This is a genomic window from Massilia sp. 01N410, from assembly GCF_056399665.1.
Genome location: NZ_JBFTRV010000015.1, coordinates 70,900 through 89,730, shown reverse-complemented (window position 1 = coordinate 89,730; position 18,831 = coordinate 70,900). Strand labels below are relative to the sequence as shown.

Annotated in this window: 11 protein-coding genes; 3 read left to right on the top strand and 8 right to left on the bottom strand. The window is 66.4% G+C overall.

Annotation, left to right across the window (positions count from 1 at the left end):
- Positions 1-15 precede the first annotated feature (15 nt).
- The 8 genes from AC1DOP_RS19295 to AC1DOP_RS19260 form a co-directional block, all read right to left on the bottom strand.
- On the bottom strand, positions 16-2,463 hold the full coding sequence (locus AC1DOP_RS19295; protein ID WP_477252833.1) for a GH92 family glycosyl hydrolase: 2,448 nt from the start codon (positions 2,461-2,463) through the stop codon (positions 16-18).
- On the bottom strand, positions 2,463-3,398 hold the full coding sequence (locus AC1DOP_RS19290) for a carbohydrate kinase family protein (protein ID WP_477252831.1): 936 nt from the start codon (positions 3,396-3,398) through the stop codon (positions 2,463-2,465). Before AC1DOP_RS19290 ends, AC1DOP_RS19295 begins: the two co-directional genes overlap by 1 nt.
- Positions 3,391-4,608, bottom strand: coding sequence for an AGE family epimerase/isomerase (locus AC1DOP_RS19285; RefSeq protein WP_441935065.1), 1,218 nt, complete (start codon positions 4,606-4,608; stop codon positions 3,391-3,393). The genes AC1DOP_RS19290 and AC1DOP_RS19285 overlap by 8 nt, the downstream gene beginning before the upstream one ends.
- 22 nt (positions 4,609-4,630) lie before the next feature.
- On the bottom strand, positions 4,631-5,617 hold the full coding sequence (locus AC1DOP_RS19280) for a LacI family DNA-binding transcriptional regulator (protein ID WP_441935064.1): 987 nt from the start codon (positions 5,615-5,617) through the stop codon (positions 4,631-4,633).
- A gap of 163 nt (positions 5,618-5,780) precedes the next feature.
- The gene (locus AC1DOP_RS19275) at positions 5,781-8,492 is read right to left on the bottom strand and encodes a beta-mannosidase (RefSeq protein ID WP_477252829.1); all 2,712 of its coding nucleotides are present in this window, start codon (positions 8,490-8,492) and stop codon (positions 5,781-5,783) included.
- Entirely contained in the window at positions 8,456-9,976 is a 1,521-nt protein-coding gene (locus tag AC1DOP_RS19270; protein ID WP_441935062.1) for a tryptophan halogenase family protein, read from the bottom strand. The genes AC1DOP_RS19275 and AC1DOP_RS19270 overlap by 37 nt, the downstream gene beginning before the upstream one ends.
- Before the next feature lie 56 nt (positions 9,977-10,032).
- Positions 10,033-13,143, bottom strand: a complete 3,111-nt coding sequence (locus AC1DOP_RS19265) for a TonB-dependent receptor (RefSeq protein WP_441935061.1) — start codon at positions 13,141-13,143, stop codon at positions 10,033-10,035.
- A 349-nt stretch (positions 13,144-13,492) separates the two neighbouring features.
- Positions 13,493-13,702: a hypervirulence associated TUDOR domain-containing protein gene (locus AC1DOP_RS19260; protein WP_441935060.1), complete on the bottom strand. Its 210-nt coding sequence runs from the start codon at positions 13,700-13,702 to the stop codon at positions 13,493-13,495.
- 195 nt (positions 13,703-13,897) lie between these two features.
- Between AC1DOP_RS19260 and AC1DOP_RS19255 the strand changes: the two genes are divergently transcribed.
- The 3 genes from AC1DOP_RS19255 (at position 13,898) to AC1DOP_RS19245 (ending at position 18,811) form a co-directional block, all read left to right on the top strand.
- Complete coding sequence (locus AC1DOP_RS19255) at positions 13,898-14,419, top strand: host attachment protein (RefSeq protein WP_441935059.1); 522 nt, start codon at positions 13,898-13,900, stop codon at positions 14,417-14,419.
- Positions 14,420-14,869: 450 nt separating this feature from the next.
- A complete protein-coding gene (locus tag AC1DOP_RS19250) occupies positions 14,870-17,398 on the top strand; it encodes a diguanylate cyclase (protein WP_441935058.1) in 2,529 nt (842 codons plus the stop codon).
- Between the two features lie 12 nt (positions 17,399-17,410).
- Positions 17,411-18,811, top strand: a complete 1,401-nt coding sequence (locus AC1DOP_RS19245; protein ID WP_441935057.1) for an aminotransferase class I/II-fold pyridoxal phosphate-dependent enzyme — start codon at positions 17,411-17,413, stop codon at positions 18,809-18,811.
- The last annotated feature ends 20 nt before the right edge of the window (positions 18,812-18,831 follow it).

Sequence of the window (18,831 nt, the reverse complement as noted above, 5' to 3'; positions counted from 1 at the left end):
GATTTTTTATCGTGCTTATAGTGCTGACGGCAGGTCGTCCGCCTGCGTGCCCCAGCCCGCGGTGTCCGGCTGCGGTGCGAGGCGGTAGCCGAGGGTGCCGCCGGCCTGCAGCTGCTCCCAGTCCAGCCACACCCGCGACAGCGGCTTGCCGGCCCAGTTCACCGACTGCACGAAGCGGCGCTCGCCGGCCTTGGCTTCGGGCGCCTCGATGCGCAGGGTATGGCCGTTGCCCATGTCGACCTCGGCGCGGGCGAAGCGCGGCGCATGCAGGATGAAGCGGCCGCTGCCCGGCGTGTCCGGATACATGCCCAGCGCGCTGAACAGGTACCAGGCCGACATGGTGCCGAGGTCGTCGTTGCCGGTCACGCCGCTGGGGCCGTTGCCGAACAGGGTTTCGGCCGCGCGCAGGACGGTGGTGGTCTTCCAGGGCTGGCCCATCAGGGTGTAGACCCAGGGGGCGTGCAGGTCGGGCTCGTTGTTCGGGTTGTAGCGGAACTGGCTGTAGTAGCTGTACGGTCCCACGACCCAGGACTTGCGCACGGCGTTCGGGTCGGCCAGCACGGCGTCGTAGTCGAAGAACAGGTCGAGGCGGCGCAGGGCTTCGGCCTTGCCGCCCATCGCCGCGGCCAGGCCCGGGATGTCCTGGCGCACCAGCCACTGGTACTGCCAGGCCGTGCCTTCGTGGAAGCCGTGGTCGCCGCGCGGGTCGAAGCCGCTGCCGACGTCGGCGAACCAGCTGCCGTCGTTCAGGCGCGGACGCGGGAAGCCGCGCTGGCCGGTCGGGGCATCGACCACCGACGCATCCCAGATCTTCTTCCAGTTGAGGGCGCGCTGCGACAGGGTCAGCGAATCGTCTTCCTCGCCGATGGCCCAGGCCATCTTCGCCAGCGCGCTGTCGGCCAGCGCATACTCGAGGGTCGCCGAGGCGCCGTGGTGGGGGTCGGTGTCCATGCCCTTGGCCATGAAGGTGCGGTCGTACTGCACGAAGCCCTGGCGCAGGTAGCTGGGGTTGCCCGAGCGGCCCTGAGGGCGGATATTGAACGGCGGTACGCCGAAGGCATTCTGGCGCAGCGCCTCATAGGCTTCGCGCTCGCGTCCCTTCAGCGCGCCGTAGCGCCACAGGTCGACCAGGAAGGGCGTGACCGGGTCGCCGGTCATCACATTGGTCTCGAAGTTGGCATAGCCCCAGCGCGGCAGCCAGCCGCCCTGCTCGCGGATCTTCAGCACGGAATTCGCGATGTCGCGCGCGCGCTGCGGGCGCAGCATGGCCAGCAGCTGGTTCTGGGCGCGGTAGGTATCCCACAGCGAGAAGTACTCGTAATAGGTCCAGTCCCTGGCCGTGTGGATGTTGTTGTCGTAGCCGCGGTAGCGGCCGTCGGCATCGTTGCCGGTCATCGGCTGCAGCAGCGCGTGGTAGAGCGCGGTGTAGAACACGGTGCGGTCGTCGTTGCTGCCGCCCTCGATGCGCACGCTGGCCAGCTCGCGCTGCCAGGCCGCCTGGGCCTTGTCCTTCATCGCATCGAAGCTCATCGGCTTGCCGGCGGCCATACCCTCGGCCCGCAGGTTGCTGCGCGCACCCTCGGCGTCGACGTGGGAGATCGCGCTGACCGCGGTGACCGCGCGGCCGTTCTTCAGGTCGAAGCTCAGCCAGACGCCATGCGGCTTGGCTTCGCCCGCCTGGCTGGGGCCGTTCGCGTTCGGCCAGCCGCCGCGGTCGTCCCAGATGCCGTGGGCGATCACCGGGCGGTCGAACACGATGCGGAACCAGGTGGTGTACTTGGCGCCGCCGCAGAAGCTGTTGGTGACGATCTTGCCCTCGACGCTGCGGTCGTCCACCACCTTCACTTCGCTGCCGACCACGTTGTGGCGTTCGTTGGCCTGGCCCAGGTTGAGCAGCACGTGGCCGGTGGCGGCGCCGGGCGCGAAGGTGTAGCGCTCGGCGGCGGCGCGGGTCAGCGCGGTTGCCTCGGCCGTGATGCCGCCGTAGCTGGTGAGCTGGACCTTGTAGTAGCCCGCCTGGCCGACCTCGCCCTCGTGGGTGTATTCGGCGCCGTACTTCTTGTAGTCGAAGCTGCCCGGCTTGCTGGTGTCGAAATCGCCGCCGGGGCCGATGGTGCCGGTCACCGGCAGCACCGGCAGCTGCCCGCCCTGCTCCCAGCAGCCGGCGCCGGACACGTAGGAATGGCCGAAGCCGCGGATCCGCTTGTCGCTGTAGCGGTAGCCGGCGTAGTGGTCGGCGGTCGGGCCGACCTGGATCATGCCGAACGGCGCCGTGGCGCCGGGGAAGGTATTGCCTTCGTCCTGGGTGCCGATGAAGGTGTTGACCGGCATAGGACCAGCTGACCGAGCGGCCGGGATGGCAGCCGGCGCGGACGCGCTCTGTGCGGCCATGGGCAGCGCGAAGGCCGCCAGCAGCGCGACGCACAGCGCCGGCTGGAACAGGGCAAAACGGGTACGGCTCATCACGGGGCTTCTCCTTCGAGCTGTTCGAACAGTTGTTGCATGGCCGCCGGCGGCGGTGGGATGGCGCCGGACTGCAGGCAGGCGGCGGAACCGGCCGCCAGCGCCGCATGCAGGTGGGCCTGCAGCGGACGATCGGCATGGGCCGCCAGGCTGTGCAGCAGGCCGGCCACGCTGGCGTCGCCGGCACCGACCGTGTCCACCACCGCCACCTTGGGTGCGCGCGCATCGCAGCGCGCCGCGCCGCGGTACAGGCTGGCGCCCTCGCCGCCGCGCGTCAGCAGGCAGATCGCGTCCGGATTGAAGCCGCGCAGATGCTGCAGCGCCTCGTCCAGTTCGTAGTGCGGAAGCAGGCCGCGCAGGTCGTCGTCCGACACCTTGATCACGTCGGCCAGGGTCGCCATGCTCTGCAGGGTCCACGCATACTCCCTGCCCATCACGTTGCGGTAATTCGGGTCGTAGCTGATCCTGACGCCGTGGGACTTCAGCTTTTTCGCCAGCGCGACCAGCTTCGAGGCCAGCGGCTCGCGCGCCAGGCTGATGCCGCCGAAGTGGGCCCAGCGCAGCGAATCCAGCCATTCCGCGGGCAGCGCCTCGGGATCGAAGTGCAGGTCGGCGCTGTCGTCGCCGATGAAGAAGTAGCGCGGCGGCTCGCTTCTCTCCACCACGGCCAGCAGCGGCGAGCGCTCCACGCGCTGCATCAGGCCCAGGTTCAGGCCGACTTCCTCGCTGGCGTTCCACAGGGCGTCGCCGAAACGGTCGCAGCTGACGGCGCCGGCAAAGGCGGTGGGCTCACCCAGCACCGCCAGCGCGCGCGCCACGTTCCACACGGAGCCGCCGACGCGGCTCACCCACTGTTCGCCGCCCTGGTGGATCATGTCGGTCAGCGCCTCGCCGGCGCACAGCATGATTGGCGCAGTGTTCGTCGGATCAGGCATCGCCGGCCTCCTGCAGCACGGCCACGATGTCGTAGCAGGCGCCCATGGTGTGGTAGTCGACCTTGCCGGCCGGGCTCTTCTCGTCGCTCAGCTTGCGGTTCTCGCGGTCAAGGATGCGGTACCAGGCGCCGTATTCATGGTCGACCATGTGGGTCCAGCTGTAGGCCCACAGGCGATCGTACCAGTCCCAGTACCTGGCGTTGCCGGTGCGCTTGGCCAGCATGGCGGCCGCCGCGGCGCTCTCGGCCTGCACCCAGAAATACTTGTGCCAGTCGCAGATCGTCAGGTCCGGCGCCAGCGAGTAGCACAGGCCGCCGTGCTCGGGGTCCCAGCCCTTCTCCACCGCCACCGTGAACAGTTTTTCGGCGGTCGGCAGCATCCAGTCGACGTCCTGGTCCAGCACGCCCTTGCCGCGCGCCTCCAGCTGCACCAGCAGCTTGGCCCACTCCGTGAAGTGGCCGGGCTGGTAGCCCCAGGGGCGGAACAGGTTTTCCGGGTCGTCGATGTTGAACTTCCAGTCCGGCTGCCACTGGGCGTCGTAGTGCTCCCAGATCAGGCCTCCGCAGCGCTGCGCCTGGCGCTGGGTGATGTTGTAGGCGACGGTATAGGCGCGTTCCAGGTAGCGCTGTTCGCCGGTGGCCTGCCAGGCGGCCTGCAGCGCCTCGCAAGCGTGCATGTTGGCGTTCTGGCCGCGGTAGCTGGAGAGCGTGCTCCAGTCCTGGCTGGCTTCGTCGGCGTACAGGCCGTCCGCCTCGTTCCAGAAGCGCTTCTCCATCAGCTCGAAGGTCTCGCCGATCCAGGCGCGCGCCTCGTCCACGCCGGCCATCGCCGCATGCGCGTAGGCCAGCAGCACGAAGGCTTCGCCGTAGGCGTGCTGGGTGCCGTCCTCGACGTCGCGGCCGTCCAGCATCCAGGCGTAGCCGCTGCCGTCCGGCGCGCGGTGGGCCTCGCGCAGGAAGCGCACGGCGTGGCGCACGCCCTCCAGGTAGGCCGGATCGTGGAAGTGGCGGTAGGCCATCGCATAGGTGAACACGAAACGCGTGCTGCTGACCAGGTGGCGGTGGCGCGGGTCGTAGATCTCGCCGTCGTCCTTGAAATACTGGAACATGCCGCCGGCGGGATCGATCGCGCGCGGATGGTAGAAGCGCATGGTGTGCTGCGCATGCTCGAGCAGGACGGCGGGGTCGCGGAAATTCGGGAGAGTAGTCATGGTAGGCATGGTTGGATGTGCATCAGTCGTCGCAACTGCTCTCGCGTACGATCATCTCGACGGGCACGGTTATCTGGGATGGGTGGTCGTCCGGTTGGTGAAGCAGTAAATCGATGCCGGCCCGCCCCAGCGCTTCCTTGTCCACGCGGACGGTGCTGAGCGGAGGAATGGCGGCGGCGGCGGCGGCGATGTCGTCGAAGCCGACGATCGCGATATCGTGGGGGATCTTCATCCCCTCGTTCAGGCAGAACTTCATGGCGGCCAGCGCCGTGCTGTCGTTGTAGCAGAAGACCGCATCGGCCGGCTTCGGCAGCGCGAGCAGGCTGCGCATGGCTTCCGCCACCGCCTCCTCGCCTTCGTCGATGAAGGGCATGCTCACTTCGAGGCTCGGGTCGGCATGGACCCTGGCGTCGAACAGCGCCTGGCGGAAGCCGCGATTGCGCTGCTGGATGCTGTAGTGGGCCAGCGAACCGGACAGCATGGCGATGCGCTTGCGGCCGCAGCGCAGCAGGTGCTGGGTGGCCAGGTAGCCGCCGCGCAGATTGTCCGGGTTGACCGAGGTTACGCCGCGACTGTGCATGTCCACCAGCACGATAGGCTTGCCGACCTGCTGCAGCGCGGCCAGCACTTCCGGCTCGAAGAAGCCGGCGCAGACGATGGCATCCGGCTGGTGCACGCGGATCTGGGCCAGCACCGGCTCGGCCGGGTCGACCGCGATGAAGGACAGGGCGACACCCTCGCGCCGGCAGGCTTCTTCGGCGCCCTGCAGCACCGGCGAGAAGAAGGGGCTGGACGCCAGCGTGTTGTGCTGGCTGTGCAGCAGGAAGGCGATGCGGCGGATGCGTCCTTTCTTCAGCTGGCCGAAGTCGTAGTCCAGGCGCATGGCGGCCTCGCGTACCTTGCTGCGGGTCGTCTCGGTCATGCCGGCCTGGTTCTTCAGCGCCCGCGACACGGTGCCGATCGACAGGCCGGTGACCTCCGCGATGTCGCGGAGGGTGGCCTGGCTCATGGCCGCACCTTGGAAATCAAGTGCATGAAGAGTCTCCAATGTCTTTGTTTATTAAACGCTTATGTGTGCGTTTTTCGGGCGTGTTCGATGCTTGCTTACTGCTCGGTTAGTTTTATCGCAGCCGCCGCCCGCGTCAATGACGGCGGCCGCATCGGAGCGGTTTTTAGCGCGTTTTAGTAAACATCTGCATGCCGGCCAGCGAACGTAAACGCAGGGATGTGCGCAGCGATTCGAGGCCGGCTTTCGACGCAACATGGAGCACCACGCTTTCGCCCGGCAGCAGGGTCAGCGCATTGTCGGACAGCTCGGCATCGAGCTCGCCGGTATCGAGCCAGACGGCGCGCGCGAACTTCGCCGCATGCAGTTCGAGGGCATAGCCGTCGCCGTCGCGGCGCCATTGCGCCTGCAAGCCCGGATCGGGCCACTGCATGTCCTTCGCGGCCCTGAAATACACGGCGCCGCGCGACGCCGCTTCGCCGTCGACGCGCAGGTCGAACACCGCGACGGTGGATGCCGGATCGGCGCCGCCGAGCAGCTCGGCATCGGTATAGTCGACGGCTTTCGCCGCCGACAGCGGCGCCAGCTCGACCGGCCTGCGCTCGTCGCGCAGCAGCTTGCCGTCGAGGGTGCTCAGGCGCAGGCGCAGCTCGCCCTTCACGGCATGCGTGCGGTCGTTGAGCAGGCTGACCGTGGTCTTGCCGCCGGGCGAACGCAGTGCGGCCACCGCCACCGGCGCATAGAAGCGGCGCGCATGGAATTGCAGTGCCTTCCAGCGCCCGAACCAGTCCACGCTGGACCAGGACGCACCCGGCCAGACGTCGTTGAGCTGCCAGTACAGGGAACCCATGGTGAAGGGGCGGCTGGCGCGGTGGTGCAGCGCGGCCAGCTCGATGCCCTCGGCCTGCGCCGCCTGGCTCAGGTAGACGAAAGCCGCGAAATCCCTGGTCTCGCCGAATTCGTAGTCCACATACTTCATCAGCCTTTCGTTGCCCTTCCCGGCCAGGAACTTCTGGTGGGCCTCGATCACCGGCGTGGCGACGCCCTGCTCCTCGCGCCTGGCGAAGGCGTCGATGGTGCGCTGCACCGGCCAGGCCTGCAGGCCGTATTCGGACATGAAGCGCGGCGTGATCTCCAGGTACTTCGACGGCGGGTACGCCGGGTTGCCCCAGACTTCCCAATAATGCATGTCGCCGCTCGCGGGCGTGTTGGCGACGTCAAGCAGGTCGTCGCCGGGCGAGCTGGCCCAGTAGGCGATGCCGCCGCCTTCTTCCGCCACGACCTTGCGCAGGTCGGTGCCGAACAGCTGCACATAGCCCTTCCAGACCTTGTCGGCGAAAGCCGGATCGGCGGCCTTCAGCTCCTTGCCCGCTCCCCAGTATTTCCAGGCGATTTCTTCCTCATTGTTGCCGCACCAGAGCGCGAGACTCGGGTGGTTGCGCAGGCGCCGCACCTGGTCGCGCGCTTCCAGCACCACGTTGGCGCGGAAGGCGTCGTCATAGGCCGGCGGCATGCCGCCGCCGAACATGAAGTCCTGCCACACCAGCAGGCCCAGTTCGTCGGCGAGGTCGAAGAAATCCTCGCTTTCGTAATAGCCGCCGCCCCAGCTGCGCAGGAAGTTCATGTTGGCATCAACCGCCGACTGCAGCACCCGGCGCAGCTGGGCCTTGTTCACGCGCGGCTGGAACATGTCGAAGGGGATGGTGTTCGCCCCCTTGGCGAACACGGGGATGCCGTTGACGGCGAAGTAAAAGCTGCGGCCCTTGTCGTCGGGGTCGCGGCGCAGTTCGATGCTGCGCAGGCCGGTGCGCGCGCCGGCCCTGGCAATAGTGCCCTTGCCGTCACCGTTGCTACTGCCCACCTCGAGTTCGTAGCGGTACAGCGGCTGCGCACCATAGCCGTTCGGGAACCAGCGCTGCGGGCGGTCGACCTGCACCGGCAGTTCGATGCGGTTGGCGCCCGCATGCAGTTCGGCGCGGCGTTCGGCCGCCAGCGAGCGCCTGCCGTCCGGCGTGGTCTGCCACAGGCGGAGAATGAAGGCGCCCTCGCGCACCACGTCGAGCGAGGCGACCGCGGCGAGGTCGGCGCGCGCTTCGTCGACACGGTCCTGGCGCAGCTGCAGGTCGTCGATGCGCACCGTGTCCCAGCTCTGCAGGACAATCGGTTTCGAGATGCCGGCGGTGACGTAGCGCGGGCCCCAGTCCCAGCCATAGTGGTAACCGGGCTTGCGCACGAAGTTGGCGGTCATCGCGTCCTTCGGCTCGTCGCCGTAGGGCGAAGGATAGTTACCGAGGAGCTTGTGCGGCATCGCCTGCACGCCCGGCAGCAGCTTCGCGATCGGCGAGCGGAACACGATGCGCAGTTCATTGCCCTTCGCGCGCAGCTTGCCCTGCACCGGCACGCGCCAGGTGCGGAAGGCGTTGTCGGCATCGAGCACCCTGGCGCCGTTCAGCCAGACCTCGGCGTAGGTATCGAGACCTTCGAAGACCAGGTCGCTGCGCGCCGACGCCAGTGCCGTGCGCGGCGCGTCGAAGCGGGTGCGGCATTCCCAGTCGGCCAGGCCGATCCACTGCAGCTTCGCCTCGGGCGCGCCCACGTAAGGGTCGGCAATCAGCCTGTTCGAGAGCAGGTCGGTATGCACGGTGCCCGGCACCGTCGCCGCGCGCCAGGGCGCGGCTTCGGCATGGGCGGCGCCCTGGGCGTTGCCGGGCAGGAGACGGAAGCTCCAGCCCTTGTCGATGCGCACGCCCTCCGGCGCGACGGCCATCGCGGAGGCGGCCGCCACCGCGAGGCAAAACCCCAGCAGCAGGCGCGCGCCCGAACGCAGGAATGGGCGGCCGCTCATCGCGCGGGCGCCTTCCAGTAGCGCTCGATCCATTCCTCGTGGGTCGGCATCGAGTCCACCGCGCGCGCCAGCGAGCCGCGCATGCCTTCGACGAGTTCGACCAGCCGGTCTTCCGGCATCTCGTCCACCATCGGGTGGTAGCCGTGCGGCTCGATGCCCTGCCCCAGCATCACCTGGACCCAGCTCGGCAGGGCGAAGAAATCCTCGCCGTTGCGGAAGTAGCGCCCGTCGGTACGGAACAGTTCGATCGTCTCGCGCAGGGTTTCCGGCACCTCCATCGTGCGGCAGCGATCCCAGAACGGGGTGTCGTTGCGTTCGGTGGCGTGGTAGTGCAGGATGATGAAGTCGCGGATCCGCTCATATTCGAAGGTGGCTTCGCGGTTGTAGCGTTCGATCAGCTGCGGATCGAAGTCGCGCGTGGGGAAGTAGCTCAGCAGGCGGGTGATACCCGACTGCGCAGAATAGATGCTGGTCGATTCCAGGGGTTCCAGGAAGCCGCTGGCCAGGCCCACCGCCACCACGTTCTTGTTCCAGATTTTCTTGCGGATGCCGGCCGTGAAGCGCAAGGGACGCGGCTCGGCCAGCGCCTCGCCGTCCAGGTTGGCCAGCAGGGTCGCGCAAGCTTCGTCGTCGCTGATGTGGCGGCTCGAATAGACATGACCGTTGCCGGTGCGGTGCTGCAGCGGAATGCGCCACTGCCAGCCGGCCGCGCGCGCGGTCGAGCGGGTGTAGGGCGTGATCGGGGCGGTGCTGGCGCTGGGTACCGCCAGCGCGCGGTCGCAGGGCAGCCAATGCGACCAGTCTTGCCAGCCGCTCTCGAGGCTCTGCTCGATCAGCAGGCCGCGGAAACCCGAGCAGTCGATGAACAGTTCGCCGTCCACCACCTGCCCGCTTTCCAGCGTCACCGATTCGACGAAGCCGTCGTCGGCGCGCCGGTTCACCTTGACGATCTTGCCTTCGATGCGCCGGGCGCCGCGCTGCTCCGCCAGTTCGCGCAGGAAGCGCGCGTACAGGGTGGCGTCGAAATGGTAGGCGTAGGCGATGTCGGCCAGCGGCGAATTCGGCGGCGCCTTATGGTCGCCCGGCGCGAACTTGCCGCGCGGCGCCATCACGGTCTGCGGCGAATAGTCGCCGATCGGGCCGGCGCGTCCGGCCTGGCGCAGCTTCAGCCAGAACTGGTGGAAGGGCAGCGGCCCCAGCGAACGGCCGATGGCGCCGAAGCCGTGGATATAGCTGTCGCCGATGCGGGTCCAGTCCTTGAATTGAATGCCCAGCTTGACGGTGGCCTGGGTGCGTTTGACGAACTCGGCTTCGTCGATGCCGAGCCATTGGCCGTTGAACAGCCGGATGTGGGGAACACTGGCCTCGCCGACGCCGACGATGCCGATCTCTTCGGACTCGATCAGGCGGATCGAGGCGCCCTTGCCGAGGTAGGTGGCGAGGGCCGCGGCGGCCATCCATCCCGCGCTGCCGCCACCGACGATGGTGATGCTGGTGATACGGTTCTGCGTGCTCATTGCGTCCTCCAAAAAAAACTCCCCGGCCTGACGAAGCCGGGGAGGAAGGGGTGGACTCAGAACTTGTAGTTCAGGCCCACATACGCAATACGGCCGGCGTAGCCGCTCGAGTAGAAGCGGTCCTTGGTGTCGTTGCCCAGGTGAGCACGGGTCTCCTGCCTGGTCAGGTTCAGCACCGAAGCGGTCAGGCTCAATTGCTTGGTGATGTTGTAGGCCGCGTTCAGGTCGATCTGGCTGTACGGATCCTCATACACGTTCAGGCCGTTCTGCAGACCGTCCACCACTTCGCCGCGGCGGTTGTACGAAGCGCGCAGCAGCAGCTTGTCGGTTTCGTAGAACACCGTCAGGTTGAGCTGGTTCTTCGCGCTGCCGACCAGCGGCGACTGGCCGACTTCGGTACCGTCTTCCAGCGTGATGGCGGCCTGGTTAGTCTTGTTGTACGTGTAGTTGAACTGGAAGCCCAGGCCGGACGCCAGCGTGTGCTGGGCGTACAGCTCGGCGCCCTGCGACACGCCATTGCGGCCGCCGGCGCTGGTCGAGTAGTTCTGCACCGTCACGTTCTGGCCGCCGACGTTCAGGTTCACGTCCATCACCACCGGTACCGAGAAGTTGCTGACGTTCTTGCGGAACAGGTCGATACCGAGCACCGAGCCGCGCTGGTAATACCACTCCAGGCCCAGGTCGAACTGGGTGGCCTTGTACGGCTGCAGGTTCTTGTTGCTGCCCGAACCGAACCAACCCGGGTTGCCGCCGCCACCGATCAGGCGGCGGTCGTTGACGTATTCCTGGCTGTAGTTCTGCAGGCCGCCCGGCGAAGCGATGTCACCATAGCTCGGACGCGCAATCACCTTCGATGCGGCCGCACGCAGCAGCAGGGAGTCGGTGATGTCGTAGGCCAGGTTCAGGCTCGGCAGCACGTCGTTGTAGGTGCGGTCGAGCGAGCTGACGACGAAGGACTGGGTCCGTGCGATGCTGTCCGGCAGGGTCGTGAAGCCGCTGACGCAGCCCGAACCGGCCGGTGCGCCGGCAGCCGGGGCGCCGCCTGCCAGGCAAGGCGCCGGCGTGCCGTTGGCGCCGTTAAAGAAGTAGTCCTTGTAGTTCTCGACCTGGTCGGTCGAGTCGGCATGCTGCTTGGTCCGTACGAAGCGCACGCCCACGTTGCCGCGCAGGCGGTCGGCCTTGATGTTGGCCTGCAGGTAGGCCGAGGAGATCTTCTCGTCGACGTTGTAGACGAAGTTGTCTTCGTTACGCGTCTGCATCTGACCGTAGGTCTTGTTCAGGTAATTGACGTAGCTCGCGTAGTCGATCGCCGGGAAAGCGCTGGCCTTGATGCCGCCGGCGATATTGCCCAGGGACTGGCCGTACAGGAAGGACGGCTGGAACTTGTTGGCGGTCGGGTCGCAACCGGCCTGGTAGCGGTTGTCGTAGTTGGCCGGATCCTTGCCCGGGCACACCCAGTAGTTGTTGCCGGTGTTGCGGTGGATGCCGCCGTCACGGTACTTGGCGCCGAACTGCAGCGAATCCAGGAATCTGACGTCCGTATGCCAGGTGAAGTCGGCCTGGGCGTATTTCTGCTGGTTGCTGTTGCGGGTCCACGAGGACGAAGTCGAACCGAGGTCGATCTCGCCGATGCCCTTCGCCAGGTTGGCCATCAGCTCGGGCGAGAAGGTCATGGTCGGCGTGCCGGCCGTGCTCCAGGCGCTGGCGTAGTTACCGAGGGTCCAGCTGCCGTCCGCATTCTGCACGCGCGGCTTGATCGGCATGCTGAACTGCAGCGACGGACCGCCGCCGGCCCAGGTACGGCCGGCCTTGAAGTCGGCGTCCAGCGACTCGCCGCGCCATTCGGCGCCGATGTCGAAGACCTGCGAGCGCGCTTTTTCGCGGTTGTAGCTGCCGGTAATCTGCGGGGTCGGGATGGTGCAGTCGTCCGGACCCCAGCCGCCCGGTTTCTGGCCGGCGGCCTTGGCCTGGTCTTCGCTGCAGTAATAGGTCTTGCCCGGATGGGCGCTGTAGTTCGCGCCGGTGACGATGGTACCGCTCTTGTCGAAGGTCAAGCCATCGAGCATGCGGCCGCCCGGCCAGTTGCCGTCGCCGTCATAACGGGCCAGGTTCCATTCCGGAACCTTCAGCGTATTGGTCTGCGAGTTCTGCGACAGGTCGAAGCGGAAGTAGTTGGCCGTCAGGTTCAGGTTGCGCATCGGCTTGAACTGCAAGGTCAACTGGCCGCCCTTGCGCTCGCGGTCTTCGGTCTTGATGCTCTCGTTGACCGAGGTCGGCATCATGAAGTTGGTGTAGTACTTGCCGTTCTGGTCGTGGAAGCCCGACTGGCCCCACCAGTAGGAGCTCAGCTTCGAAGGCTTGCCGTTGACGTCGGTGGCCGGATGCGCATCGTAGTCGTCGCCATACCACTGCCAGTTCTCGGTGCTGGCGCTCATGGTGCGGGTGGTGCGCTTCTGCTGGGTGTAGCCGACCAGGATGCCGAAGCGGTTGCTCTCGTCGTGCCAGGCGTACTGGCCGGAGAACTGGCCGTCGCCCTTCTTGGTCGTGTCGGCCCAGGTGCCTTCGGCGTTGACGAAGCCGCTGCCCGACTTCACGTCCAGCGGACGGCGGGTGTGCAGGATCACGGTGCCGCCGATGCCGCCTTCGTCGATGCGCGCTTCCGGCGTCTTGAACAGCTCGGCGCTGGACAGCATGTTCGACGGCATCAGGGTGTAGTTGAACGAACGGGTCGGATCGCCGTTCGATTCGGCGGTGGCGACGTAGTTGCCGTTCAGTTCGGTCAGGGTCAGCTCCGACGACAGGCCGCGAACGCTGACGTTCTTGCCCTCGCCGCCGCTGCGGTCGATGATCACGCCCGGCACGCGCTGCAGCGCGTCGGCCACGTTTTTGTCGGGGAATTTACCGATATCCTCGGCGGTCACCACGTCGACGATCGCATTCGCTTCGCGCTTCTGGTCGAGGCTCTTCTGGATCGAATAGCGGTAGCCGGTCACCACCACTTTTTCCGGCGTCTTGGAATCCGCCTGGGTATCGGCCGCGGTGTCGGCCTGCGCGGTTTGCGCCTGGGCGGTGGCAATGCTCAACAGCGCCATGGCGACTGCCGTGGCAATGGGGGTCGCGCACAGGCGCATGCCCTGTCGCGATGCAAGAACGTTCCTGAACATCATGTGAAGTCTCCTTATCGTGCCCTATGAATGGGCTTCTTTTCTGCAACCCGGTGACAGGCTCAGGGAACATTTACTAAACGGTCCTGGCAGCCCCCTACGCCTTCGGGCATCGCAATTCGCCCTGTAGCGTTTATACAAAAGTTGCCGGATGGAGCTCAACAAGATTCAAAAAAAGGCACGCAGTTTAGCCGTGTTTTCGTAAACATCGCCCGCATCGCGCACGCCATCCGCACGGGCGCCCGCCGGGCGGGCCTACCCTTGTTTCATAAACGGCGGGGAACGGTCCATTGCGGACCGGCGCGGGGGAGCCTGGCGCGTACTGCGCCATGGCGTCGAATCGGGGGAGCGGTCAGATTTTCTTGAGTGCCGATGGCTTGTGCGCAGCCTCGGCCCCGGTTTCGTCGCTGACGACCAGGTATTCCGGATTCTCTTCCGAGGCGGCCACGTGGTGGCCCTTGATCTCGGTCGGCGCGGTCAGCTTCTTCCTGACCGTGCCGCGCACCGTGCCCTGCGATGAATGCCATTCCACCTTGTCGCCCGCCTTGAACGTCTGGCTCATGATGCCTCCTTGTCCTGGACAGCCATTTGAACATGGCAACCTCCCGCGCCGCGTACCTTACCGCCCGGATACGTGACGCCAGCCATTTGCAACCTTGGCTATACTGAATTCAAGCCATGATCGGCGTGCAAGTCGGGCTTTCCCGGATGCAAACGCCGATTCACCTTCACGCTTCATAGACTGACAGGGGGGTATATGCAGACGACCTGGATTGTGTCGGCCAACGCGGGCCGAGCGAGGATTTTTTCGGAAGCCGATCCGTCGGAACCGCTGGAAGAAATCGAAGACATGGTCAATTCCGCCGCGCGCCTGCGCACCTCGGACATCAACACCGACGAGGCCGGGCGCACGGCCGCCGGCAGCAGCAGCCACAACATCGGCGGCAACGAGGCGGCGGGCTTCGCCCACAGTACCAAGAGCGGCGCACCCAACAAGACTTACCAGCCGGCCCAGACGCCGCAGGAGCACGAAGCCGAGCTGTTCGCGAAGGACATCTCGAAATACCTGATGGACGCCCACCAGGAAGGCCGTTTCCAGCAGCTGGTCATTTCCGCCTCGCCGCAATTCCTCGGCGCCCTGCGCAGCTACCTGCACCCGCAGATCAAGCCGCTGATCAAGCTCGAGGTCAACAAGGACTACACCCATTCGAACGCGCAGCAATTGCGCGAGCAGATCCGCGAGCAACTGCAGGCCCAGCGCGCCAGCAGGCTGCAGTAAACCTTCACTGACTATCCACGACAACGCCAGCCGGCAAGGTTGGCGTTTTTTCATGTGGCGCCAGCCTGCGCCATCAACTCGGACTGGCCTTTGCGATCGTGATCGCGATCGCGATTTCCTTCCCATCCACCGGCCTGGCGATCTGGAACCGGTGACGACGCCGGCCTGATGGCGGCCAAGCAGCGCCTGCGCGCCGCCTTAGCCGCTCGGACTCAAATTCAATAGTACCGCCGACTTTTTGCACCATTACGGTGCAGAATTGGGGCTATCGTCTTCCTTCTGGCGTCCAAACAACAGCTGAGCCGTTGTCGATACGCATAGTCATCAAATTGATATAGCGCAAGTTCGCGAACATGCTACCATCGGCAAATTCCCTCGGGAAACATTTTTCGAAGCCGATTCTTTGCTGCGTATAACAATACTCAACCGGCAATAAAGCCGAGAGATTCCATGAAAAATATCGGTTCCCGGTTGATAGACCGTTACATGACGGCGATCCACTGGTTTATTCCCGCCGAGGCCCAGTTGAACGCTGCCCAGCTCACGCGGGCGCAGAACGTCGTCAACGCCGTAGTCCTGGCCGCGCTCTCGGGCCCCTTCTATTCGCTGGCCTACTACCTGCTCGGCTTCTCGACCGCTGCCCAGGAAATCCTGGCCTGCTGCGCCTTCATGTTCATCGCGCCCTTCCTGCTGCGCGCGACCCGCAGCATCGCGGTCGCGCGCGAGGTCTTCCTGTGCGCGGTGTTCTTCAACTTCACCTGGCTGACCTTCAACCTCGGCGGCGTCAACGCGCCCACTGCCGGCTGGCTGATCACGGCGCCGGTGGTGGCGATGTTCCTGGGCGGGGTCGCCACAGCAGTGTTCTGGCTTGGCATGAGCTGCGCCGCAGTGGCCGCCATTTATATCCTGCCGCAGATGGGACTTGTGCTGCCGCCCCATCCGGTCAAGGACATGGACCTGCTCTACCTGCTGTGCGACCTCGGCCTCTACCTCGTCATCGTCGTGTTCGTGCTGCTGTTCGAACTGACCAAGACCCAGGGCTTCATCAAGCTGGAGCACGCGCTGAACGTCATCAACGAGCTGGCAATCCGCGACGAACTGACCGGCAGCCATAACCGCCGCCACCTGATCGGGCTGATCGAGCAGGAGCGCGAGCGCGTGGTGAAAGGCGCCCGGGCCTTCTGCGTCTGCCTGCTCGACATCGACTTCTTCAAGCGCATCAACGATACCTACGGTCATGCCGCCGGCGACGCGGTGCTGCGCAGCTTTGCCGTCACGGTGCAGAAGCAGATCCGCGAAAGCGACGCCTTCGGCCGCTACGGCGGCGAGGAATTTCTCTTGATGCTGCCCGAGACCACGCTGGAAGACGCCATGCAGTTTGCCGAGCGCGTCCGCATGGGCATCGAGCGCCTGGTGTTCCGCGACATCTCCAGCGACCTGAAGGTCTCGGTGTCGATCGGCGTGGCCCAGTTCCGCCTGGGCGAGACGATCGGCCAGACCGTCACCCGCGCGGACGAGGCCCTGTACACCGCCAAGTCGAGCGGCCGCAACCGGGTCATCAATTACGGCCAGACCGTCGAACTGTCGCGCGAACAGGCCGAAGCCCTGGCCGATGCCGCGCCGGCGATGCTGCCGCTGGAACTGACCGACACCAGCCAGTGCGATCCGCTCACCGGCCTGCTCGGCCGGCGCGTGCTGCGCGACCGCCTGAACCATGCGATGTCGCGCTCGATCCGCAACGAGCGCCTGGTCGGCCTGATGCTGCTGAACGTGAACAAGTTCAAGGACATCAATGAAGCCCTCGGCTACGAAGCGGGCGACGCCATCCTGGCCCAGATCGCGGCCAATGTGCGCGACTGCCTGCGCGATTCCGACACCGTGGTGCGTTGGGGCGGCGACGAATTCATCGTGATCCTGGAAGACCTGGCCCAGCTCGGCGATGCCCAGCAGGTGGCGGAAAAAATCCTCGACCGCTTCGCCCTGCCGCTGCGCGCCGGCGAGCGCGAATCCTTCGTCAGCCTGAGCGTCGGCATCGCCACCTTCCCGGCGCCGGGCTGCGACATCGACACCCTGCTCAAGCGCGCCGACACCGCGATGACCCGCGCCAAGATGTGGGGCGAGAACAGCGTGCAGGTCTACTCCTCGGACGCGCCGCTGCCGCCGAGCGAGCGCCTGATCCTCAAGAACCACCTGCGCGAGGCACTGGCCCAGGACCAGCTGCTGCTGGAATACCAGCCCCAGGTCGACATCGCCAGCCGCCGCATCGTCGGCGTCGAGGCGCTGATCCGATGGAACCATCCGCAGTACGGTCGCATCGAGCCGGGCCGTTTCATCACCCTGGCCGAAGAGACCGGCCTGATCGTCCCGATCGGCGAATGGGTGCTGCGCAGCGCCTGCGCCCAGAACCGCGCCTGGCGCGACGCCGGCCTGCCGGCGTTGAAGACGGCGGTCAACCTGTCGGCGCGCCAGCTCAAGCATCCGGAACTGGTTGGCCGCGTGCTCGAGATCATCGCCGAGACCGGCATCGCGCCGGCCTGCCTGGATCTCGAAATCACCGAGGGCATCCTGATCGATAATATGGAGATGAACCGCCAAGGCCTGCAGACCCTGCGCCAGGCCGGGGTCCAGGTATCGATCGACGATTTCGGCACCGGCTATTCGAGCCTGGGCTACCTGACCGAACTCCCGGCTGATATCCTGAAGATGGACCGCAGTTTCGTCACCCGCCTCGGCCAGGGAGAAGCCGGTGCGCGCGGCTATGCGCTGGCCGAGTCCATCATCCACATGGCGCACCGCCTGCAGCTGGCGGTGATCGCGGAAGCGGTCGAAACCGAAGAGCAGCTGGCCGACCTGGCGGCCATGGGCTGCGACTTCGCCCAGGGCTATTACTACCACCGTCCGCTGGCGGCCGACAAAGTGGCCGAACTGCTGCGCCAGCAAGCCGCGACCGAACAGGGCTCCGCCCTGCAGGTCGCCTAACAGGAAATATGCATGTCTACTCCATCGATGCAGCACCACGAAGCGATTGACACGGGCGACGATCCGCAACTGGCGGCCGAGCGCGAACTCGCGCGCCAGGTCGACGCCATGCTGGAAAACGGCTCGCTCGGCGGTACCGCGGCCCAGTTCGCGCAGCCGCGCGGCGCCGACCTGCTGCGCCGCACCGAGCCGGTCGAGGCCTGGCACAATGCCCGCAGCGCCGACGGCCTGTGGCAGTACGCCCGTTCGCTCGACGGTGCCCCGCACCCGATCGCCAGCATCCGCGACGAGAGCGGCAATGGCGCACGCGGCATCAATTTCGCGTCCCAGGACTATCTGTCGCTGGCCTCGCACCCGCAGGTAGCCGACGCCGCCGCGCGCGCGCTGCGCGATGCCGGCCCGCACAGCGCCGGCTCGGCTGTCTTGCTCGGCAATACCCGCACCTCGCTGGCGCTCGAGGAAGCCATCGCCGGCCTGGTCGCGACCGAGCACGTGGCCCTGTTCCCGACCGGCTGGGGCGCGGCCTTCGGCGCCATCACCGCGCTGGTGCAAGCCCAGGACCACATCGTCATCGACCAGTTCGCCCACGCCTCGCTGCGCCAGGGCGCCAGCGCGGCCACACCGAACGTCAGCATCAACCGCCACCTCGACGTCGGCCATGTACGCGAACTGCTGGGCGCGATCCGCGCGCGCGACTCCGCGCACGGCATCCTAGTCGTCACCGAAGGCCTGTTCAGCATGGACTCGGACACGCCCGACCTGGCCGCGCTGCAAGCGCTGTGCCACGAATTCGGCGCCACCCTGCTGGTGGACGTGGCCCACGACCTCGGCGCCATGGGTCCGGGCGGCGGCGGCTGCATCGCCCAGCAGGGCATGCTGGGGCGGATCGACCTGGTGATGGGCGCATTCTCGAAATCCTTCGCCTCGAACGGCGGCTTCGTCGCCACCGCGTCCCGTTCCGTCAAGCGCCACCTGCAGCTGTACGCCGGGCCGCACATGTTCTCGAACGCACTGTCGCCGATGCAGTCGGCCGTCATCCTGGAGTGCATCCAGATCATCCGTTCGGACGAAGGCGACTCGCTGCGCGCGGACCTGATGCGCAACGTGGACGGCCTGCGCGCCCAGCTGGCGGGCGAAGGCCTGCACTGCATGGGCATCCCCTCTGCCATCGTGCCGGTGCTGATCGGCAGCGAAAAAGTCTCGCGCCTGACCGGCAAACTCTTGTTTGAACAGTCGGTGTTCGTGAACCAGGTCGAGTTCCCCGGGGTGCCGGTCGGCGCTTCGCGCTTGCGCCTGCAGCTGATGTCCAACCATAATATGCAGCAAATCAAACGCGCTGCACCGATCATCGGCCAAACAGTGGCCCGGGCGCGCGACGCCATCGCGGCCGGAGAAGCACGCCGCCGGCAGTAATCAGGAGCCAGCTTGGGACA